Here is a 24,896-nt window from a genome sequence, read left to right as displayed (position 1 = left end):
CCATGCGCCGACGTGTGTGCCGTCGTGTGCTCGAGGACTCTCACCCACTCCCAGTCCGCGCCGCGCCACGCGCCTGCTCGCCGCACCTACGCTCCGAACGTCCGGCCATCCCCCGACGGAAGCGGCCCCGTGTCCTCGTACCTGCTCTGCGCCCCGCCCGTCTACGGCCACCTCGCGCCCCTCGTCGACGTGGGCCGCGACCTCGCGGAGCGCGGCCACGAGATCACCGTGCTGACGGGGTCCAAGTACCGCGACCTCGTCGTCGGCGCCGGGCTCCGGTTCGTGGCGCTGCCCGCCGACGTCGACTTCGACGACGCCGATCTGCAGGAGCGGCTCGCCGACGCCAATGCGGCACGCGGGATCGCCGTCGTCCGCGAGGGCATCATCGCCATGTTCGTCCGCGCGATCCCGTCCCAGTACCGCGCGCTGACGGCGCTGCTGGCAGCGGGGCGCTTCGACGCGGTGCTCGGCGAGGCGTCGTTCACCGGGCTCGCGCCGTACCTGGCCCTGCCGTCCGCGGAGCGTCTGCCCGTGCTCGGGATCGCGACCACCCCGGTGACGCTCACCAGCGTCGACGCCGCCCCCTTCGGCACTGCGCTCTCCCCGGGACGCGGGCCGGTGGCTCGCGCGCGCAACCGACTGCTCACCGCCGCGATCCACCCCGTGCTCACCCGGCCGCTGCGTCGAGCGGTGGACGCCGTGCTCGCCGAGGTGGGGGCGCCGCCGTCGCAGACCGGGACGTTCGACTTCGCGTACCGCGCGTTCGACACCCTGTTCCAGCTGAGCGTCGCGGAGCTCGAGTACCCGCGCCGCGAGCTCCCCGACTCGGTCCGGTTCGTCGGTCCGGTCGTGGCCCGCGCGGCACCGACGCCCGCGGCCGACCTGCCGGCGTGGTGGGACGACCTGGACACCGACACCCCGGTGGTGCTCGTGACCCAGGGCACGATCGACACCGTCGACCTCGGCCGGCTCATCGCGCCGACGCTCCGCGCGCTGGCCGACGAGGACGTCCTCGTCGTCGCGACCACCGGTGGCCGCCCCGTCGACCAGGTCGACCGCGCGCTCGGCACGGCGCTGCCCGCGAACGCCCGGGTGGCGACCTTCCTGCCCTACGACCAGCTGCTGCCGCGGTGCAGCGTCGTCGTCACGAACGGCGGGTTCGGCGGGGTGCAGCGTGCTCTCGCACACGGCGTGCCGCTCGTGGTCGCCGGGTCGACCGAGGACAAGCCGGAGGTCGCCACCCGGGTCGCGTGGGCCGGGTGCGGGCAGAACCTGCGTTCCGGGACGCCACGACCGGCGGCGATCCGTCGGGCGGTCCGCGAGGTCCTGGCCTCGCCGACCCACCGCGCCCGCAGCCGTCAGGTCGCGGCGTCGATCGCGGCCCTGCCGGACCCCGTCGACGTCATCGAGGCCGGGCTGGCGGCGGCCGTCGCCGCGGACGGCACCCCGCGACGCTGACCCCGCCTGCCGGCCCACGTCGTGGGGTCGGAAAGAGACGGACGGGAGGCCCGGTGCCAGCTGGCACCGGGCCTCCCGTCCGTCTCATCCCGCGTCGTCGTGCCCGGTGCCGGCCCGCGGTGCCGGTGCCGTTGCGGACGCCGTCCGGATCCGGAGCGGCACCGTCCCGGCGACGTACCGGTCGTCGCCCGCCTCGAGCGGGCGGCCGTCCTCGGCAGTGCTGGACCGGCGCACCTGCAGGAGGGCCGCGCCGGGCCGGACCCCGAGGAGCGCGGCGTCGGCGTCGTCGGCCAGCAGCGCGTCCACGGTGGTGACGGCGGCACCGACCCGGATGCCGAACCGGTCCTCCAGGGTCGCCGACACCGACGTCTGCCCGCCGGGGATCGTCCGGATGACGGCGGCGACCCACGGCGCGTAGGCGGTGCGCTCGAGCATGACGTCGACACCGTCGAGGGAGCGCACCCGCACGACGTGCAGGACGGGCTCGTCGTGCGCGGCGCGGAACAGGCGCCGCTCGCGCACGGTGGCCGGCCGTTCCTCGACCGCCACGACCCGCCCGCCGGGCTCGTGCCCCCTGGCCCTGGCCAGTTGACCAAAGGACTCGAGCGCGCCCGCGTCGTGACCGAGCGTCGTGGTGCGCACGCGCCAGCGGGAGCCGGCACGTGCCGTCAGGACCTGCCGGTCGCGGAGCAGCTCGAGCGCGTTCCGCACGGTGCCGCGCGCGACGGCGTAGTCGGCCGCCAGGTCGTGCTCGGCCGGCAGGACACCCGTGGCGTCGAACTCACCGCGGAGCACCCGGTCGGCGAGGTCCTCGGCGATGTCCCGGAACAGTGGTCGCACCCGGTGATCCTCCCCCGCAGCGGCTCGAGCTGTCCAGGTGTGTGGGAGTCCTCGCGGGATCGACACCGGAACCGCAGGGCCGAGCCACGGTGCACCTGGACAGGTCGATCCCGACTCCACCGGACGCGTTCACCCCGCCGCCACGGCCGGGCAAGGCACGGTTCAGCGCACCTCGTTGTCATGCTGACGGGCGCTCCTCCCCGCAGCGCCCGCACTCCCACCGACCTGGAAGGCCCGCGATGAGCACGAGGAAGCCCGAACACGGCGCACCCGACGTCAGCCTGGACGCCGCACCACCGCTGACCCCGGACGCGGCGTACACCGCAGCGGTCCGCCCCGGCCTGAGCCGCCGGACGGTCCTGGTCGGCGGCGCAGCAGCGATCATGGCCGGCGTCGCGGCAGGGTCTGCGTTCGGACCGGGCGCGGCCGACCGCGCCAGCGCGGCGACCGCTCGTGCCGTCCCCACCGGCACGATCGCTGATGTCAAGCACGTCGTCGTGCTCATGCAGGAGAACCGGTCGTTCGACCACTACTACGGCACGATGCCCGGCGTCCGCGGGTTCTCGGACAAGCAGGCGCTCGAGCTGCCGACCGGACACGACGTCTTCCACCAGCCGGCGGCGGCCCGCACCGACGGCGGCGCGATGCTGCCGTTCCGGCTCGACACCACGCGGTTCAACGCGCAGAACGCCGACGGCCTCGACCACTCCTGGGGCGGTGGGCACACCGCCTGGAACGGCGGTGCCTGGAACCGGTGGGTCGACGCGAAGAGCGCCCAGACGATGGGCTACTTCACCAGCGAGGACATCCCGTACCAGCGCGCACTCGCCGGAGCGTTCACGGTCTGCGACGACTACCACTGCTCGCTCAACGGTCCGACCACGCCGAACCGCCTGTACCAGTGGTCCGGCACCATCGACCCCCGCGGCGCCCAGGGCGGACCGGCGACCGACAACCCGGCGGACTACGAACCGGTGTTCGCCTGGACCACCTACGCCGAACGGCTGCAGGCGGCCGGCGTCACCTGGAAGACCTACGCCAACGACGAGGTCGGCGACAGCTCCGCCGACCCGTACGTCGGCGACTACGGCGACAACCCGCTCTGGCTGTTCGAGCAGTACCACCGCGCGCTCGCGTCCTCCGATCCCGCCCAGCAGGAGCTCGCCGCGCGTGCCGGGCTGCACGACGGGTGGAAGCCGAACTCCGGCAAGGGCCTCGACGTCACCCACCTGCTCAGCCAGTTCGGGCAGGACTGCGCGACCAACAGCCTGCCGACCGTGTCGTACGTCATCGCCCCCTACGGCTGGAGCGAACACCCGGCGGCCAGCCCGGACTACGGCGCCCACTACACGAACGCCGTCGTGCAGGCGCTCTTCAGCAACCCGGACACCTGGGCCTCGACCGTCCTGCTCGTCAACTACGACGAGAACGACGGGTACTTCGACCACGTCGTCCCCCCGTTCGCCGAACCCGGCACCCCCGACGAGTACGTCGACGGACTGCCCATCGGCATGGGTGCCCGCGTGCCGATGACCGTGGTGTCGCCGTGGAGCCGTGGCGGGTGGGTCAACTCGCAGGTGGCGGACCACACGTCCGTGATCCAGTTCCTCGAACACGTCACGGGCGTCCGCGAGCCGAACATCTCCGACTGGCGGCGGACCGTCTCCGGGGACCTGACGAGCTGCTTCGACTTCAGCGCCCCCGACGCGAGCATCCCCGGCGCCGACGTGGTCCCCGGCATCGAGCAGACTCGCGCGCTGGTCGCGGCCGCCGACGCCGACCAGGCGAAGCCGCCCATCGAGGAACCCGCGATCGGCGCGCAGACCGTGCCCGTCCAGGAGCCCGGCACCGTCCGTCGCCGGAGCCTGCCGTACCGGCAGCACGCCGACGCGACCGTCGACCACCGGACCGGTCGGGTCACCGTGACGCTCGCGAACGACGGTCGCCAGGGGGTCAACTTCCTGGTCTACCCGAACACCGCGATGCCGTTCGCCGCTCACCCGAAGACCGTCCCGGTGGGAGCCACCGCCGACTGGGCATGGGACACCACGACGACCGACGGCGCGTACGACGTCAGCGTCTACGGACCCGACCGGTTCCTCCGGCGCTTCGCCGGCACCGTCGCGGTCGGTGGTCGGGCGACCGGCGGCGTCCCGCACGTCTCGGTGGTCCGGGACACCCGCGGTCGGCGCACCCTGCAGCTCCTGCTCGAGAACACCGGCCGGGCCGAGCTCCGCTTCGTGCTCGTGGCCAACGACTTCGTGGAGCACCGCGAGACCGCGCACGTCCGCGGCTCCGGGCACAAGACGATGCACTGGCCGCTCGACGAGTGGGGGTACTACGACGTGGTCGTCACCGCGGACGGTGTGCCCGGGTTCCGGTACCGCTTCGCCGGGCGCGCGGAGCGCTGAGGCGGGCCGACCCGCGTGGGTCGGCAGGGGCGGTCAGGCCGCGTCGACGACGGACGGGAGGCCCGGTGCCAGCTGGCGCCGGGCCTCCCGTCCCGTCTCGTGACCGTCTCACGTCCGTCCCGCGTGCCGTCTCGCTTGCCGTCTCACGCGTCGGCGGCGGTCCCGGCGGGTGCCACCGGTGTGACCGGGGTCGCGGCGTCGGCGGCGTCGGCGTCGGCGTCGGCGTCGGCGTCGGCGTCGGCGTCGGCTCGCGCAGCCTGTCGGGCCAGCGCCGCGTCCAGGAAGCGTTCGACGAACGGCAACGCCACCACGATCGCACCGATGACGGCCGCGACGGGGACGATCACCGTCCAGCCGCGCAGGATCGAGTAGATGGTGGCGCCGAGGACGACCCACACCACGACCGTGAGCGGCCGCACCGGACCGGCGTCGGCGAGCAGGTTGATCGCGTCGACGGCCGCGGGCAGCCCTCGCCGTCCGAGCAGTGTCAGCATGACCCCGATGACGATGAACCCCATCGCCCGGACGATGCCGACCCAGGCGACGTCGCTCGCCGGATCCGCCAGCACACGCTGGATGAAGACCACCGCTGCCAGGACCCCGACGGCGAACAGGGCGACGATCACGAGGACGGTCAGGAGACGGACGGAGCGGCGCACGATGACTCAGCATAGGGACCCGTCGGGGCGCCCCGACGCGGCGCCCCGACGCACCGGCTCGACTCGCTAGGCGACGACCACCTGCGCGTTGACCAGGATGTCGTGCAGGTCGGGACGGAGCGCATCCTGTGAGGTCGTCCGGACCTTCACGATGAGCGCCGCTCCCGGCTTCGCGAAGGCGCGCGCGACCGTCGCCGACCACGACCCGTCCGTGTTGTGCCCGGCGATCGACAGGAACTGCGCGGTGCCGCCGGTGATCGTCGGCAGCAGCTGCTCCTCGAGTCGGTCGGCCGGCAGCCCCGCCGCCGTGAACAGCTGCTCGGTGGCGGCGCGGTCCCCGATCGTCGGGTCGAGGTCGGTGAGCCGCTGCTGCGTGATCGTCGCCACGGAGCCGTCGGCGTTCGTGTACTCCCGCGACCCGGTGGTCGGGTCCTCGCCGGTCTGCTCCCAGCCGTCGAGTGCCGAGACCTGGAGCCCGAACGCGGGCAGCGTGCTCGCCGAGAGCGCGTCGCCGTCCTCGAACGTGAGGTCCTTCGTTGCCGAGTCGACGGTGGCCGGCGCGGTCGGCGTCTCCGTCGGTGCCTGGTTCGGCGCTTGTGTCGGTGTCGACGACCGCGGTGTGGCCCGCTCCACTCCCGGTGCCGTGGTGCCGGTCCCGGCGCAGCCGGAGAGTGCGAGCACGACGATCACGGTCGCAGTCCCCGCGGTGGTGATCCTGGATGTGATGGACATGTGGTTCCCCCTCGGATCCCGCCGTGCGCCCCGTGCACCGGTCGGTCCGCCTGGAGCCTACGGGTCCTGGCGGCGGCGCGCCGCTCGGGTCACACGTCCGGGGTCTGTCCAGACGCGCCGAGCGATCTCCGGAGCACGACGAAGTGCAGCCCCGCGACGCGAGCGACGTGTGCCGGGAACGGTCGGGTCTCCCCCGTCGCGATGAACCCGCTTCGCTCGTACACGCGTCGCAGTCCCTCGTGCACGCTGAGCACCTCGAGCTCGACGGAATCGCACGCCAAGGCTTCCTCGGCGTACGCGATCGCCGCGGTCCGGAGCCGCCGGGAGATGCCTCGGGACTGCCACGCCGGGTCCACAGCGAGCATGCCGAGGTGCGCCGTCGCCCGGTCGGAGGCCCGCAGGTGACACGTCGCGACGATGGTGGCGTCGTGGACCGCGACGAGCACCACCGACCGCGGGGCACGGATCATCGCACGCACCTGGTCCGGGCTCGTCCGCTCCCCGGTCACCAGCTCGGCGTCGCTCACCCAACCCTGTTGGTTGGCGTACGCACGGACGACGACCGCAGCGACGGATGCCGCGTCCGTCTCGGACGCCGACCGGATCTCGAGCAGGGGTTCGTCTGTCACGACCGCATGCTCTCACGCAGCGCACAGGCATCTCGCCGAGCTCTGCGCACGCTCATGCACTGGGCGGACGCGGGCGTGCTCCGGGCGCGGACGTGCTCTGGGCGCCGGCGTCGGGCCGGCTACGAGTCGTCGCCTGCGTTCCGAGCACGCTTCCGCGCCTGCGCGCGGGAGTAGGACACCGAGCCGATCTGCACGGCGGCGAGGATGATCCAGAGGACCGCCATCTGCGTGTGGAACCGGGACGGTTCGACGACGGCCAGGACGAGCCAGACCAGCGCGATGACCGCCCACACCCAGGCGAGCCACGGCAGGGGCTTGCCGATCAGCCGTTCCAGCAGACTGCGTCGCTGCATCTCGGTCATGGCGCTGACGCTACCGGACGCCAGGGTGATCGCCGAGGCCCCGGGGCGACGACCGGTTGGATCCTTCCGGATCTGGTGGCTGCCGTTCCGGGAAACGGGCCGAAGCGGTCAACCCGCCGGCAGCGCGCGGCGTCAGGGCCAGCTCCGCACCGTGGACGGCCGCGATCATCGCCACGAGCGGCAGGCCGAGTCCGTGCCCGCTCCCGTTCGTCCGCGTGCGGTGGCGTCGTCGGAACGGCTCCGTCAACTCGTGCACCTCGTCGGCCGGGATCACCTCGCCGTCGTTCTCGACCCGGAGCTCGGACGACCGAGCGTCGAGCACCACCCGCAGGCTCCCGCCGGAGACGTTGTGGACCACGGCATTGCGGATCAGGTTGCCGACGAGTTGCCCGAGCAGCGGTCGGTTGCCCAGCACGACGACGTCGTCGAGCTGGACCGACACGACGATCCGCCGGGCCAGGCGTTCCGCGTCCACTGCCAGCAGCGCGGCCGCGACCTCGTCGCGGAGCGACACCGGGCGGGCGTCGATGGGCTCGTCCCCCCGTGCCAGGTCGAGGAGCGCCGTCGTCATCCGGATCATCTGGTCCGTGGTGACGAGCAGTCGTTCGAGGGTCTGCGTCCGGTCCGGCCCGTCGGGCGTGCGGAGGGCGACCTGGAGCATCGTCTTCATCGTGGCGAGCGGGGTCCGCAGTTCGTGCGAGGCGTTCGCCGCGAACCGCGACCGACTGACGAAGGCGGTCTCCAGGCGGTCGAGCATCCGGTTCAGCGTCGCACCGACGTCGCGGATCTCGTCCGGTGGACCAGAGACGTCCACCCGGGCGTCCAGCGTCCCGGCCCCGAGCCGGTCGGCGGTCGTGATGATGTCGCGCAGCGGGCGGAGGAGTCTGCCCGCGACGAGCCAGCTGACGACACCACCGCTGCCCCCGACCACGAGCAGCGCCGGGACCGAGACGATGACGAAGAGGCGGAGGACGTCGTCGCGGCCGGTGATCTCGTACACGTCGTGCGTCGACCCGTAGGGGAACGGGCCTGCCGTGAACGCGTAGCCGGGGACGATGGCGAGGACTGCGAAGACGACCGCGAGCATGACGGCGCCGGTGAGCAGGATCAGGGCCGTGTAGGTCAGGGTGAGCCGCGCCCGGATCGACAGACGGTGCAGCGCAGGGATCCTCATGCTTCGGGACGATCGCGGACAGGACCCTGTGCGATCGCGTACCCGACACCGGGCAGCGTCCGGATGGCGTCGGGACTGCCGAGCTTCTTCCGCAGGGTCGAGATGGTCAGCCGGACCGCGTTGGTGAACGGGTCAGCGTGCTCGTCCCACACCTGCTCGAGCAACTGCTCGGCACTCACGACGCCACCGTCCGCACGCAGCAGGACCTCGAGGACCGCGAACTCCTTCCGCCCCAGGCGCAGGTAGCGTCCGTCGCGGTAGGCCTCACGTCGGAAGGGGTCGAGCCGGAGGCCCGCCGTCTCGAGGACCGGCGCGACCGCGCGACGTGCTCGCCGGTTGAGCGCGCGGAGCCGTGCCACGAGCTCCTCGAAGTCGAAGGGCTTGCCCAGGTAGTCGTCGGCCCCGAGCTGGAGGCCGTGGACCCGCTCCGCGAGTGTCGTCGACGCCGTCAACATGAGGACGCTCGGCGCTTCCGGATCAGCAACGATCCGGGCACAGACCTCGTCGCCGTGCAGACCGGGGATGTCCCGGTCGAGCACGACCACGTCGTACGCGTGGACGGCCAGCTGATCGAGCGCGGCGAAGCCGTCGCCCACCGTGTCGGCGGCGATCGCTTCGAGCCGCAGGCCCGCGCGGATCGCCTCCGCCAGGAACGGCTCGTCCTCCACCACCAGTACCCGCACGTCGCTCCTCGCTGCTCCGGCCGATCCGGACCCGGTCAGCACAGCAGATCGGATGTATGCGGAGCGTATGCGCTCGACCAGACGCTCGGCTGACGTGCCGACTGTTCCGATGAGGGCATGTCCAGAACCGACCCCGCGCTCGAGAACCCTGTCCTGCCGTCGTTGACCGGCCTGCGCTGGGTCGCTGCGTTCGGGGTCTTCGCCTACCACGTGCGGAACCTCGGGTACTTCGACGGGAACGCGCAGAGCACCCTGAGCGCCGTGGTCGGCAGCGGCGACACCGGCGTCTCGCTGTTCTTCATGCTCTCCGGCTTCGTCCTGGCCTGGTCAGACCGCACCGACGGGGAGCGCGCAGGACCGGTCCGAGCAGCACTGACCTTCTGGTGCCGACGCGCCGCGCGAGTCTGGCCACTGCACCTGGTTGCCGTCCTCGCCGCGATCGTCGTGGGAGCGACACTGATGCCGAGCATCCGGACGACGTCGCCGGCAGCCCTCGTGGCGAACGTCCTGCTCGTCAACGCCTGGCACGCACCGTGGTGGCAAGCCGGGAACCCAGTGTCGTGGTCCCTCGCCTGCGAAGCGTTCTTCTACCTGACGTTCCCGTTCCTCATCCGACCGATCCGACACGCCCACCCGGCCGTGCTCACGGCCCTCGCCGTGCTCGCAGCCGTCCTCGTCCTGGTCGCACCGGTGCTCGTGCCGCACCTGCCCGGTTCTCCCGTCCCGGCGAGCTGGCCACCGGCACGGTTCCCCGAGTTCCTGCTCGGCGTCCTGAGCGCTGCCCTGGTGCGCTCAGGCGCCTGGCGCGGACCACGACTCGCGGTCCCCGTCCTGCTGACGGTCGCGGGCCTCCTCGCCGCAGACCTGCACCCCACCTCGGGGTTCGCACTGACCGGCTGCACGGTCGTGGGGTTCTCCCTGCTGCTGCCCGCGCTCGCCAGGGCGGACGTCGAAGGACGCACCACCGGCCTGTCGTCTCCGCTGCTCGTGCACCTGGGGACCAGGTCGTTCGCGTTCTACCTCGTCCATCTCCTGACGATCGACGCCGTGCTGGCCTTCCGGCCCCAGGGCGCGGCCGACGGCGGCGTCACCAGCGCCTTCCTGGCCCTGCTCGCGTTGGTGGTCGCGATGGCCGTCGCGACCGTCCTGCACGACGCGGTCGAGGTTCCGGCACGCCGACTTCTGCTGCACTGCCTCGGGAACCGCGCAACACAGCCCGGCGTCAGCTCCCCGCGCATCCCCACCAGCGTCGCCACGACCCCATCGAGACAGTGACCGCTCGTGCCTGCATCAGGTCGGGGTGCTGTCGGAACGGACGAGCGAACGTGCTGCACGCGACGACACCGTGTCCTGCATCGAGGTACCGACGATGACGGCTGCGAGGGCGTCCATGGCCGGTGTGAGTTCGACACCTTCCAGCTGCGCACGGAGCCAGACCCGGAACTGTTCCTTCGCCGCCGTGGCCGCCGCGGCGAGCTGCCGTCCCGCAGGCGTGCAGCTGAGCTGGATCCGGCGCCGATCATCCGCACTCTCCTGGCGATCGACCATCCCCGCCGTGACCATGCGGTCGACGAGCCTGCTCGGGTGCCCGCCTTCGAAGAGCACCAGCCCGCCGAGCTCTCCCAACGACATCGGTCCGTACAGGTCGAGGAGTTGCAGCACTTCCGCCTGGCTGGGCGTCACGCCGAGCGGTTTGAGGAGCTCGGTCAGGCGCCTGTCCGACTCCCGCGAGACAGCCTTCGTCAGCAATCCCAGTCGTTCGAGGTCATCCATCCCTCGATCCTCCCACAGCAGGCATATGCTGTAGCACATGATGACATCGCACTTGAATGGCCCTCGCCTCGCGATCACCGGCGCGAACAGTCGCACCGGTCAGCAGATGCTCGCCGAACTGCACGGAGACGCCGTCGCGCTCGTTCGCCGGAGTGGCCGGGTCGATGCCGCCACGGTGATCACGGACTGGACGACGTCGACTGCCGCCGAGACCGCCCTCGGCCAGGTCGACGCCGTTGCGCACCTCGCCGGCAACTTCGGCGCGCCGCACTGGGAGGACTACCTCGCCGGCACGGTCGAGACCACCCGACGGGTCGCCGATTCGGTCGGCGAAGGCACCCGCATCGTCTACCTCTCCCAACTCGGGGCGGACTCCTCCGCCGAGAACTGGTACGAGCGCGCCAAGGGCATGGCGGAAGAGATCCTCGCCCCGATGAACGCCACCGTGTTCCGCATCAGCGCGATCGTCGGCGGCCGAGAGAACCCCCAGCCGTTCGACTTCATGGTGCGTGGCGGCACGGACGGAGATCCGGTCCCGATCGCCGGGGACGGCTCCCAGGTCTTCCGTCCGATCCACATCGATGACGTCGTCACGGCGATCCTGCTCGCGACCCGGCCCGGCGCGCCGAGTGGCGTGTTCGACCTCGTCGGGCCTCAGCAGCACACGATGCAGGAATGGGTCGACATCGCCCACGGCGGTCCGACTCCCACGACCCGGCGGGACGATCTCCCGCCAGCGATCGACGACCTCCTCGCCAACCCGGTCACTCCTGGCGATCCCACCGCGCTGCTGGCTGCCTTCCCGGAGCTCCAGCTGACCGACTGGCGCCCCTGAGCACGGATCACACCGGCGTCGTCAGGCACGTGACCGAGCGTTCAGATTCACGCGACCCGGGTGGTCCTCCGGTCCTCGTACCCGCGGACGGCATCGTCGAGGTCCTGCCCAGCCGACCGGGCACGCAGAGCCCCTCGTGCGGAGCAACTCAACGCTGGGCCGCAGGCCGCACGACGATCTCGTTCACGTCGACGTCGGGTCGCTCGGCCACCGCGTAGGAGACAGCGCGGGCGATGGCGTCGGCAGAGATCGACTCGGCACGGTAGACGACCATCGCGGCGGCGGCGGAGGCGTCGGTGATCGTTGCGGCGAGCTCGGACTCGGTGACTCCTGGTGACACGGTGGTGACACGGATCCCGCGCGGTGACTCCTGGCGCAGCCCCTCGGTGATCGCCCGTGCTGCGAACTTCGTGCCGCAGTAGACAGCCGCTGTGGGCGAGACGTCGTAGGCGCCGACGGACGCGATCGTCACGACGTGGCCCGTGCCCTGGGCGAGCATGGTGGGCAGGGTCGCCGTGATGCTGTGGAGGAGGCCGCGGACGTTGACGTCGATCATCCTGTCCCACTCGTCGACGAGGCCTGCGGCGAGGGGCGACAGCGGCATCACGCCGGCGTTCGCGACGAGCACGTCGATCCGCCCGAAGCGTGCCCGGGCAGCAGCCGCGAACTCCTGCACCGAGGCGAGGGCGGTCACGTCGAGCGGCACTGCCATCGCCGTACCGCCCGCCCCCTCGATCTCGGTGACGAGCTCGTCGAGCCGGTCGGTGCGCCGAGCCCCGAGCACGACGGGGTGGCCGGCCGCGGCGAGGCGGACGGCCGTCGCGCGCCCGATGCCGCTGGAGGCGCCCGTCACGAGGACGACCTTCCGTCGGTGCAGCACCATGCCCGCGTGGTGCAGGACGTCGTCCCTGAAGTCGCCGTCCGCGGTGAAGCCGGTGTCGTCTCGGTAGTCGATGTGGTCGCCGTCGACCTCGTAGGTGCCCACGTAGGCCGCCTCACGGTCACCTCGGGCCTCCACGTAACGGCCGTCGGGCCGGAGCTCGTGGCGGATGCGGCCGTCGGCGGTGACCCAGAGGCCGAGGTAGGGGTGAACGGGCTGGGGCGTGCTGCTGGTGTCCATGCCCCCAGCCTCGACGCCGCTCAGCCCCGGACCATCGCCCTGTCCTGCCGGGGTACGGCAGGACCAGGGAGGCGGCGCTCCTGCCACCTACCCTGGTCCCGTGCCCATGCCCGCCGACGACCTCACCCTCGCCGCGTACCTGCGCGCCGTCCGCGGCCGCCTCACCCCGGAGTCGCTCGGACTGCCAGGCGGAGGTGTCCGCCGGGTGCCCGGGCTCCGCCGCGAGGAACTCGCCGTGCTGGGCGGCCTCAGCGTCGACTACTACACACGGCTCGAGCAAGGGCGGGAGGTGAGTCCCGGCGCCGCCGTGCTCGAGGGCATCGCCGACGGGCTCGAGCTCGAGGGCGACGAGCGCGACCACCTGTTCTCGTTGGCCGGGCTGGTTGCTCCCCCGCGACTCCCGCGCGTGGCGACGTCGGTGACGCCGGCTCTCGGGCAGCTGCTCGACTCGTGGTCGGCACACCCCGCGTTCGTGATCGACCCCGCGCACGAGATCCTCGCCGCGAATGCCCTGGCCCGCGCGGTGTACGCCCCTTTCGGACGCTTCGACAACCTCGTGCGGATGACCTTCCTCGACCCGACGGCGCGGCACTTCCACGCCGACTGGGACCGCGCCGCCGACGCAACCGTCGCGAGCCTGCGGGCGGCGACCGCGGAGTTCGGGGGCGACCCGCGCCTCCTCCGTCTCGTCGCGGAAGTGAACGACGCCAACCCGGAGTTCGCCGAACGGTGGAGCACGCAACGGGTACGGCGCAAGACGACCACCGCGAAGCAGTTCGAGCACGCGGAGGTCGGGCGGCTGGAGTTCGACGCCCACACCTTCGCCGTCGAGGGATCACCCGGCCTGCAGCTCGTGGTCTACGGCTACGAGGCAGGATCTGCAACGGCGCGCGCGCTGATCCTGCTCTCCATGGGCGCGGCGAGCACATCGACGATCAGCGAGCCCGCGGCGATCTTGTCATGAGACTGAGGAAGCAAAGTCGAACTGGCTTGGCCCGGCCGCTCCGTCTCAGCCGTCCTCGCCGAGCACCAAGGAGAACGCCTCGCTCGAGAGCGTTGGCACGCCGAGGTCTCCAGCCAGCGTCACCACGGCGCGGTCGTTCGACACCACCACCCAATCCGCACCGAACAGACCCAGCTCGGCCTCGGCCAGCGCGTCAAGCGCGCAAGCGAGCAACAAGGGGTCGGCATTCCCGAGATTTGCGTAGAGGTCGATGAGGGTCGTGTCGTCAGCTGGAACACGTTGGAGGACGGCCGCGAGGTGCAGGAGGACGCCCTCGTTGGTCATGTATTCGAGCGCGCGCAGCGAATCGACGTCTGGAAGGAATCTTGCTTCGTGGAGCACCTCGGACGGCAGCCGACACTGCTCGTGAACGAACGCCGAGGAGCGCTGCTCCTGGGTCAGCCGAGTCAACACGTTGTTGTCGAGGAGGTAGAACGTCCCCATCATCCGAGCGCCTCCCGGAAGTCTCGAATCTCTCGCGGTCGGATCTTGTTCGCGCAGACCGCTCGGCAGAACTCACCTTCGGTGATCTTGCCGGCATCCAGCGCGCCGAGCATTCGAACGGACAGCTCTCGGCCGTTGTACGTCCGGACCCCGTTGACCGGTTTCGGCTGGCGGCCCTGCGACTTCGGCCGATTGGCGAATTCGAGGCGAAGTTCCTCGAGGTGTTGCTGAGCCCCGGAACGGCTGATGAGCCCGAGTCGCTGGAGGCGCACGACCATCGCGCTCGGAGTCACTTTGAACGAGTCGGCGGTACTCCTGATCTCCCCAAGATCATCGGACGAAACCGTTCTCATCTGCGTCACCGGCATCAGGATCTCGCCAACGATGTCGTACTCGCGGCCCGGGTTCGACGCGAGGTTCCGGCCGTCGTAGGTGACCGGCGCGAAGATGCCGCGAGCGACCAAGACCGTGAGGAGGGTCAGCGTGAAGAGCTGACGCCCCTCCGGCTCCTCGTCGTCGCCGTGGCTCCCCCGCGAGAGGAAGATGTACGGGACCTTCTTGTCCTTAATGGTCAGCCCACTGAACTTGACCTCGATGAGCTGAGGCATGAAGCCGCGGACGCTGCGCGACACGAGGATCTGGTGCGCTTCCAGCGTCTCGATGAGCAACGAGAGGGCGGCACCCTTCGATCGAGCCGAGCGGAGTACGGCCACATCCAAGTCGAGAGCCGTGAGCAGCACGGCGACGTCCTCCTCGATCGTCGCCCGAGGCCTCCGGAGGACTCCAACGACCTTGTTCTCGGCGAGCGACTCGTCGTGAGTGCGCAGCATCATCTGCTTCCGCACAAGATCCTTGACGATGAGCTCGACGTCGCTGAGCTCGATCGTCGTACGCGAATTGACGGCGAAAGTGTCCTTGCTCAGCCCTTGCAGCAGCTTCTTCGTCTTCGTTTCGACCTGCGCCCGAACCAGCTCGCGCGGCGCGAAGCAGAGCGCGTACGGCACCTGTGCGGTGCGCGCTAGATCAACGAGATCTGAGAAGCTGATCGTTGACCGTTCGAGGGCGTGGCGATACGGAACACGTGCGCTCACGACAGAGTTCTCGAACAGCTCGACGAAGACGAGGCGGTCGATCATCACGCGACTCCCGTGCAGCGTGACCGCGATCGTCCCTGACTGGTCGAGGCTCACGGCATCGCCTCGTGGTGGCTCAACGACCCCGACCCAGTGGCTGCAGCGCTCCCCATCCGACCGACGATCCCTCATATCGGCAGTCAAAGCGACCCCGAGTTCGGGTGTCGAGCGAGTCCGCTCGCCAACCGGAGGTCATCAAGAGCGTGGCGCCTACGAATGCGCTTTGACCCGATCCCGCAGCAAACCACCGGCGCGCAGTGCTCGAGAGCCCGTACGTTCTGAGCATGGGCGTTCTCACGGTGACAATTCGTCCCGGTCGGCGAACGGAAGTCCAGAACATGCCGTTCGAGGGCAATGGACGCGGCTACACCATCCTCGGAGACATGTTCTGCACATCACGGCGTGGTCAGGTTGGCTACTCCCCCAGCTCACGATCGTGGCCGGTCTCGCGGCCGCACACGAATGCGGTCATCCTAGGACTTGCCGCACGATACGGCCGGCTGAAGGTCGTCCGGCACGGCGGTGTCGAAAAGTGCGCGGAAGCGTGCTGAAAGACCGGACGCCCCGAGAACGCGTGGCTCTGCGAATGCGCATGTGCTGGACAAAATCACGGCTTGGGCAGCCGTTCAAGGTCACAGTGGGCGGCAGTGGACCCGGCGGACAACTATCGGTGAAGACTCGTACGCCCCACGAGTTCTACGTCGGCTGACGAAGGGTCCAGTCGGCGAAAAAAATTCGCGAAGGCGAATTCAACTCATTCGTGGGCTGGCCGTGGCGTCAGCGCACCGACCTTCCGAGCTGCTGATGCGTACATCGAGCCGCCACCACTGCCAGCGTCCAGTGGGCTCTGGCGGGCTCGAACCGCCGACCACTTCGGTGTAAGCGAAGTGCTCTACCAACTGAGCTAAGAGCCCTCAAGGCTGATCCTACTTGGCAATGAGCCGGCATCGTGACGACGAGCGACTTGACTCGCCGTCGCCGACGACGTTGGCCGACTCCCGCGTGCGAGATACTTACCCTCGGCGCTGTGGCGCTCGTCGACCCGACCGGGTCCACTCGAAGGGCCGGGGGTCCCGTGATCAAGTGCATCGTCCGTATCGACGGCATCGGCCTCTTCCAGCGTTGGCAACCCGGCAACGATTCCGCAAACTTTGAGCGGATCAACGTGGTCTACGGCGGCAACGGCACCGGCAAGTCGTCTATCGCACGCGCCTTTGGCGAAGCGACCGCGGAGTCCGCGGCCTCGACCGTGCATGTCTCAGTCGAGGATGGCGACAGGCTTCGTCAGGTCACGTCGAGCGAGGATCCCTTCTGGACTCGCGTGCGCGTTTTCAACCACGACTACATCGAGAACAACCTGAGCTTCGGCGCGGATCGCAGCGAGGCAGCACCGCTTCTCGTCCTCGGTCAGGAGAGCGTTGGTCGCGAGGCGCGGCTCGCGCAGATCGCGGACCGCCTCGAAGCCATCGAAAGCGAGGAGCGGCTCGCGATCGAGGATGCCGGCCGCGCACGACATGCTGCCGACAGTCTCGCAACGTCGACCGCGACGACGATCCACAGCGAGCTGCAGCACGTGAGCACACGGTACGGCCGGGCCTACAACCGTCGCCAAGTGAAGACCTTGCTGGACGCCTTCCCGACCAGGTTCGACGAATCCCTCGACGAGGTCATTTCGACGCATCTCGGCACTGTTCGTCCACAGAAGATGGAGCCAGTCGCCCTCCTCCCCAACACCGGTGAAAGTGTCCTTCCGCTCGTCACCGAAGTGGGCCACGCGCTTGCCACCTCGGTGTCGAACGTGGTGCTCGACGACCTGGCCGAGCATCCCGAGGGCAGCACCTGGGTGAGTGAAGGCCTGTCGAGGCACGAGCAACGCGACCGGTGCCTGTTCTGTGGCGGTGTGGTGACCGACGCGCGCCGAGGTGCTCTGGCCGCGCATTTCGACGACCGGTTCCGGGAGCTGGAGCGCACGCTCAACGCGCTGGACAGTCGCGTCGCATCGGTCATCTCGGCGCAGCAGGGCATCATCTCGCGGGCGCCGGCAGCGAATCTCCTGTACCCGGCGCTCCGGGAAACGTACGGTGAAGTGCTCGCCGGGGTGCGAGAAGCCATCACATCTCGAAGCGAGGCGCTCGACGCGGTTCGCCGTGCGATCGCGACCAAGCGCTCCGCGATGTTCGACGTGGTCACGTTCGATGCCGGTGCAGTCGACGGCCAATCGGACGACGTAGCCGCGCTCAACCTCGTGCTGCGGGACCACAACGACCGTTCGGCGGCGTTCGAGTCGATCCGCGCGGACGCCGCCGATCGTGTCGAGCGCGCCCGGGTCGAGTTGATCCGCTCGGAGTACGTGTCGTTGTCCGAGCGAGCGATCCGCGCCGAGCAACGAGCGTCAGACCATGGCGCCGAGCGCGAGCAGTTGACCCGCGAACGTGAGCGGCTGAACTCTGCCGGGCTCGACGCGGGACCACTTGCAAGCGAGCTCACCCGAGACGTTGCCGTCCTCCTCGGTCGCGATGAACTCAGCTTCACCGCTGTCGACGGGCGTTACGCCATCGAACGGGACGGGCGCCCGGCCGTCGGTCTCAGCGAGGGCGAACGGACAGCGATCTCCCTGCTCCACTTCCTGTGCAGCCTCCGCGACGAGACGATGCGTGGCGCCGACCTGACCGTCGTCATCGACGATCCGGTGTCGAGTCTCGACCAGGAGATCATGGTCGGCGTCTCCGGGCACCTCTGGAACACCTTCGTCGGAGCGGGTATCCGCCACCAGCTGATCCTGCTCACGCACAGCTTTGAGCTCTTCCGAATGTGGGTGAACCAACTGGACCGGCTGAACTCGCGGATCCGCCGGGACAACTCGTACTCATTGCACGAGCTGCGCTCGAGGGTGAGTCGCGACGCTGAGGACGTCCCCCGTCGCGTGCCGGTCCTGCGGAGCTGGAGCGACCCTCAGCTCCGCAAGAAGCTGCGCTCCCAGTACCACTACCTGTTCTGGCGGGTCGGCAGTTCCGTCCTTGAGCGGAACGCCGGTACGCAGTTCGAGGCTGAGCTTGAGGCTGCTGCGCTTCTACCGAACGCCGCGAGGCGCCTCTTGGAGTCGTTCCTGGCCTTCCGGTTGCCAGTGCACATGGGCGACTTCGAGGGGAGTATGCGGACGGCGTTCGACGAACACCGAATCGAGCAACCAGTTCGCCAGCGTCTGGTGCGGTTCCTTCACCAGTCGTCGCACAGCGAAGAAGCGGACATCTCTCGTCCCGTGGACATGCACGAGGCGGTGGTCGTCCTCGAGTCGGTGTTCCGCTTCATCGCGGCAGTGGATCGGCCGCACTTCGAGCAGATGTGTGCCGCCGTCGTCCCGGACCTCTCGTACATCAGTACGTCCTCGGTCACGGTGGAACCGGTCCCTGCCGCGTGACCTGGGCTTTCGACAACCACCGCAGCGCGAGCGACGGGACTGACATCCACGGTGTAAATGTGGCGCTCTACCAGCTGAGCTAAAGGCCCTCACCACGATCCTAGGGCGTCAGCGCTCGATCGTCGTCGAACCAGGCGGGCACGTCACGACACCCCGCACCGGGGTCGATCGCAGCGGATCACGAGTCCCTTCGCGTCCTCGTCCCGGTCCTCCGGAACGCCACCGGACAGCACGATCGGGGTGTCGTCGGCGCTGAGGCCGATCGCCAGCGTGCTGGTGCTCGACCGTTCGTCCTGCACCGCCGGGAACCGGGCGATCGTCGTCTGCTCGGAGCTGGTGCACCGCGCATCACGGCACGAGAGCAGTCCCAGAGTGCCGCGTTCCTCGTCACGGACTGCGACGAGTGGCCGCCCCGATCGGTCGATGACGAACGCCGGAAGCAGGTTCGTCGGCCCGTTCGGCGTGATGTCCGTGTGCGACGAAGACGAGCACGACGCATCCGCGCAGAACGTCAGCCGTTGGGTCGCGATCCCGTTCGACCGCGCGAGCACGACCGGGTTCCCGTCGCCGCCGATCGCCACCCGGGCGTCGTACGCCTCGTCCCACGCCCGGACCGGCTCCCCCGGCGGGATCGCGTGCGACAGGTCGCGGACGACGGGCTGGCCGCTGTCCGGGCTGAACGACACGAGCCGAAGGGCGGTGAAGGTCGGCGAACGAGCGTCGGTCTCCGACACCAGCGAGACCACCGCGGTGCCGTCCGGCGCGACGGCGACGTCCACACCCTGGTGGTCCAGCGGCGGGATCCACGGCAGCGCCACCTGCCGAACCGTGTGTTCGACGCAGGACACGTCCTCGCAGAACACGGCGACCAGGTGCGAGCGTCCTTCCGGTTCACCGCCGCGGGCGATCCCGACCACGACCGGCCGGTCGCCGGAACTCGCGACTGCCACGTCGGTCATCCAGTAGCTGACGCGCCCCTGATCGGTCTCCACGATGTCGACGGCGGCGACCGTGGTGCGGCGCCCCTCCGGGCGATCGACGGCCGGCGTCTCGTCGGCGGAGTCACGCTGCTCCGCCCGTCTCCCCGCGGGCCAGGCGGCATCGTCAGACTTCGGGGCCACATCGAGTTGGTCCGCGCGTGAGTGCACGACTTCGAGCTCGTACTGCTCCGCGACCTCGTCCTCGAACCGCACCTTCCAATGGGCAGTGAGCAGCCCGCCGTCGCCGGTCCTCCCGATCGCGGAGCCGCCGGTCAGGCCGGGCATCTCCATGGGGGTGTCGCACGACGCATGCCCACACATCCGCAGACGGCTGGGCGGTGTCGACGGCGTGCTCACGACCGCCGTCCGGCCTCCGACGTCCGCGATGTCGCCGCCGAGCAGGCCGCGCGCGTCGGCAGGGGCGGCGTCGTACTGCACAACGCCGAGCGGATTGCTCGAGACGATCACCGCGAACACCACCGCCGGGACGAGCACCACGCCCGCTCCGACGAGTCCAGGCCGCGCCCGTCGTCCCCGGGCCATCGGATCGGCCGGGTCGACCGCCAGCGGTGACCGAAGCCGACCGCCTTCGTTCCGCGTTGCGGCTCCGCGGACCGCGATCGCGACGATGACCAGCACCAGACCGGTCACGGCGACGCAGCACCAGGCCACGATGACGCTGCTCCGGAGCACGGACGGCGGCAACAGGCGCAGCAGCAGCAGGACGCCGACCCCGAGCACCGTCATCAGCGCCGCTCCCCCGACGAGCGCGCGGCGCGGCGTCGCCTCGTGCCCACCACGGACGATGACCCGACCAGATCCCCAGGCGCGACGGAAGGCCGATCGACGGGGCACACCGGCCACGAGCAACGCCCACCCGAGCAGCAGCGGCGCCACGATGACGACACCGACCGCCAGCACCACGACGATCACGACGGTGCCCCAGACACTTGCCCGCCACGACACGGCGGTGGCCGTCCCCGCCGCCACCGCCACCAACGCGACGAGAGCGGCCTCGACGACGAGCCGCCAGTGGTGGACCGACCACTGCCACGCGTCGCGCGGCCCCGCGGTCGCATCATCCGTGGCCGCGAGCATGACCACGGTGGTTGCGGTCACCCCGAAACCGAGCCCGAGCGCCGCGATGACCGTGCCCACGGCGAGCAGGGCCACGGGTACCCCGGCGCCGTCGAGCGCCGCGAACGCACCGTTCACCAGGGCGACGCGACCGCCCGGCACGCCGAGCAGGAGCACCACCCCGGCCAGCAGCAGCCCGGCCGTGAACGGCACGACGAGGGCGAGCCCCGCGCGGCCCCCGCTCCACGCGATCGACGGCACGGGTGGTGGACCGTACTGCCGCCGCACCGCGGTCTCGGTCGAACCCGTCCTGGCGACACCCGTCCCCGGTCGTGCACCATCCATATGCTCGTCCCCCTCCGACAGCGTCCGCCCATGCTGTCAGGTTCGACGCCAGACGTCCAGAAGGTGACATTTCAGCCGCGGACCCGCGCGCTGGCGAGCGTGGCCACCCCAAATGGTTTAGCCCCAGACTTACTTTCGACGATATGAAGCTCTACGCTTAACCCATGCAGTCCGAGCCCGTGATCGCCGTGATCGTCGACCTGGTCGACTCTCGCACGCTCGAGGACCGCTCCGCAGCCCAGCAGGACGTCGAGCACGCCTTCGACAGTACCCCGGACATCACCGCACTCGACCCCCTCCGCGCCACCGTCGGCGACGAGTTCCAGGTCATCTACGCCACGCTCACCGACGCCCTCGTGGCGACGACGGCCGCGACCCTCGCACTCCCCCCGACCGTGCAGATCCGCCTCGGCATCGGCCGCGGGCAGGTCCGGACGATCGGCACCGGCGGCGCCGGCGGCCCGCTGCAGGACGGCCCGGGCTGGTGGTCGGCGCGGGACGCCATCAACGAGACCCACCGGCGCGAGGACGGCCGGACCGCGTTCCTGCGGTCCTGGTACCACGACGCCGACGACCGCCACGGAACGACGGAGCGACTCGTGAACGCCTACTTCCTCAGCCGCGACCACGTCGTCTCGCGGCTCGCGCCCCGGGCCCGCCGGATCGCACTCGGTCTGGTGCAGGGCCGGACGCAAGCGCAGATCGCCGCGGACGAGGGGATCACCCCGTCGGCGGTGTCCCAGTCCGTGCAGAAGTCGGGCGTCGCCGCCCTGGTCGAGGGCCTGCGTGTCCTCGGGGACGGGGGCCGCTGATGCTCGCCGGAGTCCTCCTGACCCTCGTCGGGCTCGCCGACGTGGTCCGCGCACGGACCGGGACCGACGCGGCACCACGGCGCGTGCTGACCACCACGGTGATCGTCCTGCTCTGGGCGGCCGTGACGACCGTGGCGGTGCTCGGCCTCGGCCTCGCGGTCTGGTCGGTGCTGGTCACGGTCGTCCTCGCAGCCGCGTGGGTCGCGACGACGATCCCGGTGCGGTCCGGGGGCGCACCCGGCGGTCGCGATCGGGCACTCCCCTGGCTCCGACGCTCCGGGTCTTGGCCGGCCGTCCTGCTCGCCGTCGCGGTCGCCGCGCTGCTGCTCTGGGCGCCGGCTGCCGACGCCTCGGGCTTCGTGGTCGACTGGCACCGTGACGCCGGCCCGGCCTTCGTCGGAGCGGTGCCGCTCGCGGCGCTCGTCGCCGGCATCGGGTCCGCACTGTTCCTGGTCGACTCGGCCAACGTGGTCGTCGCCCAGGCGCTGCCAGCAGAACTCTCCCCGGACGCCCAGCGCACAGCGGCGGCGGCAGCAGCCGGCCGACCGAAGCGCTTCGGCCGACGACGCACCGGCAGGGCGTCGGACGCAGACGCAGACGCAGACCGCACGGTCACCCTCAAGGGCGGACGCATGATCGGTCCGATCGAGCGCCTGCTGCTCGCCGGGTTCTCGTTGGCCGGCGCCTTCCCCGTCGTCGCCGCGCTGATCGCCGCGAAGGGGATCGTCCGGTTCCCCGAGATCCGCCGCGAGACGACCGGGTACCAGGCCGAGTACTTCCTGATCGGCAGCCTGGTGAGCTGGGCGATGGCCTTCGCCGCCGCCGGCATGTGCTGGTTGCTGGCACTGGGCTGACGAACGCCCCCGGCCCCCGATCACCGCAGGTACGCTCTCCCCCGTGAACGGTGTCGGAGTCGGTGTCCTCGACGAAGCCGGGCGGCTCCGCCTGCTCGGCGCCGGTGTGACGGGCGCGGCCTTCGCCGTCGTCCTGGTCATGCTGGTCCTGTCCTCGTGGACCGAGGCGACCACCACCGTCCTGGTCTCGGCCGGCATCCCGACCGCCGTGGCCGGTGCCGCGATCGCCGTCGTCCTGCAGCGCCGTGCCTGGCGCGCCGAGGGCGGCTACGAACGGTCGATCGTCGTGCGCGAGTGGATCGCCGACGGGCAGGTGCCTGCGGGTGTGCCGGCGGACCAGTGGATCCCGCTCGTGCAGGCCCAGGCCGACCGCGAGGGCGCCGGCTGGGGCAAGGTCGTCCTCGGCGTGCTGTGGATCGCGATGACCTGGTCGATGCGCGACCAGTACGGCACGCTCATCACGACGATGCTCATCCTGCTCTGGAGCGCGATGGCCCTGTGGGCAGCCGTCTGGGTCATCCCCCGCGCCCGGGCAGCGCGAGCGCTCCTGCGCCGCGGCGTCTCGACGATCGGCTGAACCCCGCACACGCGCGTCTGACTACGCTCGGACCCATGCAGAGTCGCACCCTCGGCCGCACCGGCCGCTCCGTCTCCCCCATCGGTCTCGGTACCTGGCAGTTCGGCGGTGACTGGGGTCCCGTCTCCGAAGCCGACGCCAACGCCGTCATGGACGCCTCCGTCGAGTCGGGCGTCACCCTGTTCGACACCGCCGACGTCTACGGCGACGGTCGCAGCGAGCAGCTCATCGGCGCGTGGCGTGCCGCGAACCCCGACGTGCCGCTGACGATCACCACGAAGATGGGCCGTCGCGCCGACCAGGTCCCCGAGAACTACGTCGCCGCGAACTTCCGCGAGTGGGTGGACCGCTCGCGGAAGAACCTCGGGCAGGACACCCTCGACCTCGTCCAGCTGCACTGCCCGCCGACCCCGGTCTACGAGGACGACGCCGTCTACGACGCCCTCGACGCGCTGGTCGCCGACGGCTCGATCGCCGCCTACGGCGTCAGCGTCGAGACCGCCGACCAGGCCCTCACCGCGATCGCCCGGCCCGGCGTCGCGAGCGTCCAGATCATCCTCAACGCGTTCCGTCTCAAGCCGCTCGACCGCGTGCTGCAGGCGGCCCGGGAGGCAGGGGTCGGCATCCTGGCGCGCGTCCCGTTGGCCTCGGGGCTGCTCTCGGGCAAGTACACGACCGACACGTCGTTCGCCGAGGGCGACCACCGCAACTACAACCGCCACGGCGAGGCCTTCGACCAGGGTGAGACCTTCAGCGGCGTCGACTACGACGACGGCGTGCGTGCTGCGCAGACCTTCGCGGCGTCCCTGCCGGACGCCGTCTCGGTCCCGCAGGCGGCGCTCGCGTGGATCCTCGCGCAGGACGGTGTCACCGCGGCGATCCCCGGCGCGCGCAACCCGGAGCAGGCGCGCTCGAACGCCGCAGCGGGCGACCTGCCGCCGATCGAGGGCCTCGACGCCACCGTGCACGACCTGTACGACACGTGGTTCCGCGCGAGCGTCCACGACCGCTGGTGAACCTGCGGAGCGTCGCGGTCGCGGTGGCCGCACTCCTGCTGCTGTCCGGGTGCGCCGCACCCGGAGCGGTCACCACCCGCGACGCTCCACCCTGGCCACGGCCGACCGACCTGACGGCCCGCGCCGAGTCCGCCGGGCTCCGGAACGTCTGGGGCGAACGGCTGGCCGAGCACGTGCACACGCACCTGACGATCCTGGACGGCGACGAGCCGGTGACCGTCCCGGCGAACATCGGGCACTCGGACAGCCGGAAGTTCGCCGCGGAGATCCACACGCACGACACGTCGGGCATCGTGCACGTCGAGTCCCCGACGGAGCAGACGTTCACGCTCGGGCAGTTCTTCGACGAGTGGGGCGTCTCGCTCGGTCCGGAGCACGTCGGTGGTCTGCGCGGCGAACTGACGGTGTGGGTCGACGGGCACCGGAGGATCGGCAATCCGCGCTCGATCGAGCTCACGGACCTGCGCCAGGTCGTCCTCGTCGTCACCACCGTCGGCGAGGTCCCGCACCTGCCGGCCACCTTCGACTGGCCGCCACAGTACGACTAGCGCCGGAACCGGC

23 protein-coding genes and 1 tRNA gene are annotated in these 24,896 nt (G+C 70.7%); 11 read left to right on the top strand and 13 right to left on the bottom strand.

The genetic code is table 11. From position 1 onward, the window contains the following. Positions 1-129: 129 nt before the first annotated feature. Positions 130-1,458, top strand: coding sequence for a glycosyltransferase (locus tag DEJ02_RS14455; protein ID WP_111033532.1), 1,329 nt, complete (start codon positions 130-132; stop codon positions 1,456-1,458). A gap of 84 nt (positions 1,459-1,542) precedes the next feature. Here DEJ02_RS14455 and DEJ02_RS14450 read toward each other — a convergent pair whose 3' ends face one another. Then, positions 1,543-2,298 carry a GntR family transcriptional regulator gene (locus DEJ02_RS14450; RefSeq protein ID WP_111033531.1) on the bottom strand — a complete coding sequence of 252 codons (756 nt, stop codon included), beginning with the start codon at positions 2,296-2,298 and terminating at the stop codon, positions 1,543-1,545. 239 nt (positions 2,299-2,537) lie between these two features. Between DEJ02_RS14450 and DEJ02_RS14445 the strand changes: the two genes are divergently transcribed. Beyond that, positions 2,538-4,709 carry a phosphocholine-specific phospholipase C gene (locus DEJ02_RS14445; RefSeq protein ID WP_111033530.1) on the top strand — a complete coding sequence of 724 codons (2,172 nt, stop codon included), beginning with the start codon at positions 2,538-2,540 and terminating at the stop codon, positions 4,707-4,709. A gap of 143 nt (positions 4,710-4,852) precedes the next feature. On the opposite strand, the gene DEJ02_RS18330 is transcribed toward DEJ02_RS14445, so the two are convergent. The 6 genes from DEJ02_RS18330 to DEJ02_RS14415 form a co-directional block, all read right to left on the bottom strand. Beyond that, entirely contained in the window at positions 4,853-5,368 is a 516-nt protein-coding gene (locus tag DEJ02_RS18330) for a hypothetical protein (protein ID WP_146249295.1), read from the bottom strand. A gap of 66 nt (positions 5,369-5,434) precedes the next feature. Continuing rightward, positions 5,435-6,100, bottom strand: coding sequence for a hypothetical protein (locus tag DEJ02_RS14435; RefSeq protein ID WP_146249294.1), 666 nt, complete (start codon positions 6,098-6,100; stop codon positions 5,435-5,437). Positions 6,101-6,189: 89 nt separating this feature from the next. Continuing rightward, a complete protein-coding gene (locus tag DEJ02_RS14430) occupies positions 6,190-6,729 on the bottom strand; it encodes a GNAT family N-acetyltransferase (RefSeq protein WP_111033527.1) in 540 nt (179 codons plus the stop codon). A 119-nt stretch (positions 6,730-6,848) separates the two neighbouring features. After that, a complete protein-coding gene (locus DEJ02_RS14425; protein WP_111033526.1) occupies positions 6,849-7,091 on the bottom strand; it encodes a hypothetical protein in 243 nt (80 codons plus the stop codon). A gap of 10 nt (positions 7,092-7,101) precedes the next feature. Next, positions 7,102-8,265: a HAMP domain-containing sensor histidine kinase gene (locus tag DEJ02_RS14420; protein WP_111033525.1), complete on the bottom strand. Its 1,164-nt coding sequence runs from the start codon at positions 8,263-8,265 to the stop codon at positions 7,102-7,104. After that, positions 8,262-8,948 (bottom strand): response regulator transcription factor, encoded by a 687-nt coding sequence (locus DEJ02_RS14415; RefSeq protein ID WP_111033586.1) that lies wholly within the window; start codon positions 8,946-8,948, stop codon positions 8,262-8,264. Before DEJ02_RS14415 ends, DEJ02_RS14420 begins: the two co-directional genes overlap by 4 nt. A gap of 117 nt (positions 8,949-9,065) precedes the next feature. Between DEJ02_RS14415 and DEJ02_RS14410 the strand changes: the two genes are divergently transcribed. After that, positions 9,066-10,223 carry an acyltransferase gene (locus DEJ02_RS14410; RefSeq protein ID WP_111033524.1) on the top strand — a complete coding sequence of 386 codons (1,158 nt, stop codon included), beginning with the start codon at positions 9,066-9,068 and terminating at the stop codon, positions 10,221-10,223. Between the two features lie 15 nt (positions 10,224-10,238). Here DEJ02_RS14410 and DEJ02_RS14405 read toward each other — a convergent pair whose 3' ends face one another. Continuing rightward, entirely contained in the window at positions 10,239-10,817 is a 579-nt protein-coding gene (locus DEJ02_RS14405) for a MarR family winged helix-turn-helix transcriptional regulator (protein ID WP_128779742.1), read from the bottom strand. Between the two features lie 10 nt (positions 10,818-10,827). Here DEJ02_RS14405 and DEJ02_RS14400 point away from each other — a divergent pair, with 10 nt between their 5' ends. Next, positions 10,828-11,556 carry an NAD(P)-dependent oxidoreductase gene (locus DEJ02_RS14400; protein WP_181440372.1) on the top strand — a complete coding sequence of 243 codons (729 nt, stop codon included), beginning with the start codon at positions 10,828-10,830 and terminating at the stop codon, positions 11,554-11,556. A gap of 148 nt (positions 11,557-11,704) precedes the next feature. On the opposite strand, the gene DEJ02_RS14395 is transcribed toward DEJ02_RS14400, so the two are convergent. Then, a complete protein-coding gene (locus DEJ02_RS14395; protein WP_111033521.1) occupies positions 11,705-12,676 on the bottom strand; it encodes an SDR family NAD(P)-dependent oxidoreductase in 972 nt (323 codons plus the stop codon). A 106-nt stretch (positions 12,677-12,782) separates the two neighbouring features. Between DEJ02_RS14395 and DEJ02_RS14390 the strand changes: the two genes are divergently transcribed. Then, complete coding sequence (locus DEJ02_RS14390) at positions 12,783-13,640, top strand: helix-turn-helix transcriptional regulator (RefSeq protein ID WP_111033520.1); 858 nt, start codon at positions 12,783-12,785, stop codon at positions 13,638-13,640. A gap of 45 nt (positions 13,641-13,685) precedes the next feature. Here the strand turns inward: DEJ02_RS14390 and DEJ02_RS14385 are convergent, their stop codons facing one another. The 3 genes from DEJ02_RS14385 to DEJ02_RS14375 form a co-directional block, all read right to left on the bottom strand. Continuing rightward, positions 13,686-14,126 (bottom strand): hypothetical protein, encoded by a 441-nt coding sequence (locus DEJ02_RS14385; RefSeq protein ID WP_111033519.1) that lies wholly within the window; start codon positions 14,124-14,126, stop codon positions 13,686-13,688. Then, positions 14,123-15,313, bottom strand: coding sequence for a hypothetical protein (locus DEJ02_RS14380; protein ID WP_111033518.1), 1,191 nt, complete (start codon positions 15,311-15,313; stop codon positions 14,123-14,125). Before DEJ02_RS14380 ends, DEJ02_RS14385 begins: the two co-directional genes overlap by 4 nt. Positions 15,314-16,097: 784 nt before the next feature. After that, a tRNA-Val gene (locus DEJ02_RS14375) sits at positions 16,098-16,170 on the bottom strand. Positions 16,171-16,283: 113 nt separating this feature from the next. On the opposite strand from DEJ02_RS14375, the gene DEJ02_RS14370 reads away from it, so the two are divergent. Beyond that, positions 16,284-18,674 (top strand): AAA family ATPase, encoded by a 2,391-nt coding sequence (locus tag DEJ02_RS14370; protein WP_181440371.1) that lies wholly within the window; start codon positions 16,284-16,286, stop codon positions 18,672-18,674. Between the two features lie 143 nt (positions 18,675-18,817). Here the strand turns inward: DEJ02_RS14370 and DEJ02_RS14365 are convergent, their stop codons facing one another. Further along, the gene (locus DEJ02_RS14365; protein WP_111033516.1) at positions 18,818-20,992 is read right to left on the bottom strand and encodes a hypothetical protein; all 2,175 of its coding nucleotides are present in this window, start codon (positions 20,990-20,992) and stop codon (positions 18,818-18,820) included. Between the two features lie 248 nt (positions 20,993-21,240). Between DEJ02_RS14365 and DEJ02_RS14360 the strand changes: the two genes are divergently transcribed. From DEJ02_RS14360 to DEJ02_RS14340, 5 genes are read left to right on the top strand one after another with little or no spacing between them, the layout of a single operon-like run. After that, complete coding sequence (locus DEJ02_RS14360) at positions 21,241-21,888, top strand: SatD family protein (protein WP_111033515.1); 648 nt, start codon at positions 21,241-21,243, stop codon at positions 21,886-21,888. Continuing rightward, on the top strand, positions 21,888-22,742 hold the full coding sequence (locus tag DEJ02_RS14355) for a hypothetical protein (protein ID WP_111033514.1): 855 nt from the start codon (positions 21,888-21,890) through the stop codon (positions 22,740-22,742). The genes DEJ02_RS14360 and DEJ02_RS14355 overlap by 1 nt, the downstream gene beginning before the upstream one ends. 43 nt (positions 22,743-22,785) lie before the next feature. Beyond that, the gene (locus DEJ02_RS14350; protein WP_111033513.1) at positions 22,786-23,319 is read left to right on the top strand and encodes a hypothetical protein; all 534 of its coding nucleotides are present in this window, start codon (positions 22,786-22,788) and stop codon (positions 23,317-23,319) included. 35 nt (positions 23,320-23,354) lie between these two features. After that, the gene (locus DEJ02_RS14345) at positions 23,355-24,335 is read left to right on the top strand and encodes an aldo/keto reductase (RefSeq protein ID WP_111033512.1); all 981 of its coding nucleotides are present in this window, start codon (positions 23,355-23,357) and stop codon (positions 24,333-24,335) included. Further along, complete coding sequence (locus tag DEJ02_RS14340) at positions 24,332-24,883, top strand: hypothetical protein (protein WP_111033511.1); 552 nt, start codon at positions 24,332-24,334, stop codon at positions 24,881-24,883. The genes DEJ02_RS14345 and DEJ02_RS14340 overlap by 4 nt, the downstream gene beginning before the upstream one ends. Positions 24,884-24,896: the final 13 nt, after the last annotated feature.

This window comes from Curtobacterium sp. MCLR17_042, from assembly GCF_003234695.1.
Taxonomy (GTDB): Bacteria; Actinomycetota; Actinomycetes; order Actinomycetales; family Microbacteriaceae; genus Curtobacterium; species Curtobacterium flaccumfaciens.
The sequence above is the reverse complement of the archived record's forward strand: the minus strand, read 5'-3'. Positions and strand labels throughout refer to the sequence as shown.

Bases quoted from the DNA above. Each gene is read 5' to 3' on its own strand.
- DEJ02_RS14400 (WP_181440372.1), top strand. From the start codon at position 10,828: ATGCTCGCCGAACTGCACGGAGACGCCGTCGCGCTCGTTCGCCGGAGT.
- DEJ02_RS14445 (WP_111033530.1), top strand. From the start codon at position 2,538: ATGAGCACGAGGAAGCCCGAACACGGCGCACCCGACGTCAGCCTGGAC.
- DEJ02_RS14410 (WP_111033524.1), top strand. From the start codon at position 9,066: ATGTCCAGAACCGACCCCGCGCTCGAGAACCCTGTCCTGCCGTCGTTG.
- DEJ02_RS14390 (WP_111033520.1), top strand. From the start codon at position 12,783: ATGCCCGCCGACGACCTCACCCTCGCCGCGTACCTGCGCGCCGTCCGC.
- DEJ02_RS14425 (WP_111033526.1), bottom strand. From the start codon at position 7,091: ATGACCGAGATGCAGCGACGCAGTCTGCTGGAACGGCTGATCGGCAAG.
- DEJ02_RS14435 (WP_146249294.1), bottom strand. From the start codon at position 6,100: ATGTCCATCACATCCAGGATCACCACCGCGGGGACTGCGACCGTGATC.
- DEJ02_RS14355 (WP_111033514.1), top strand. From the start codon at position 21,888: ATGCTCGCCGGAGTCCTCCTGACCCTCGTCGGGCTCGCCGACGTGGTC.
- DEJ02_RS14360 (WP_111033515.1), top strand. From the start codon at position 21,241: ATGCAGTCCGAGCCCGTGATCGCCGTGATCGTCGACCTGGTCGACTCT.
- DEJ02_RS14395 (WP_111033521.1), bottom strand. From the start codon at position 12,676: ATGGACACCAGCAGCACGCCCCAGCCCGTTCACCCCTACCTCGGCCTC.
- DEJ02_RS14385 (WP_111033519.1), bottom strand. From the start codon at position 14,126: ATGATGGGGACGTTCTACCTCCTCGACAACAACGTGTTGACTCGGCTG.
- DEJ02_RS14420 (WP_111033525.1), bottom strand. From the start codon at position 8,265: ATGAGGATCCCTGCGCTGCACCGTCTGTCGATCCGGGCGCGGCTCACC.
- DEJ02_RS14345 (WP_111033512.1), top strand. From the start codon at position 23,355: ATGCAGAGTCGCACCCTCGGCCGCACCGGCCGCTCCGTCTCCCCCATC.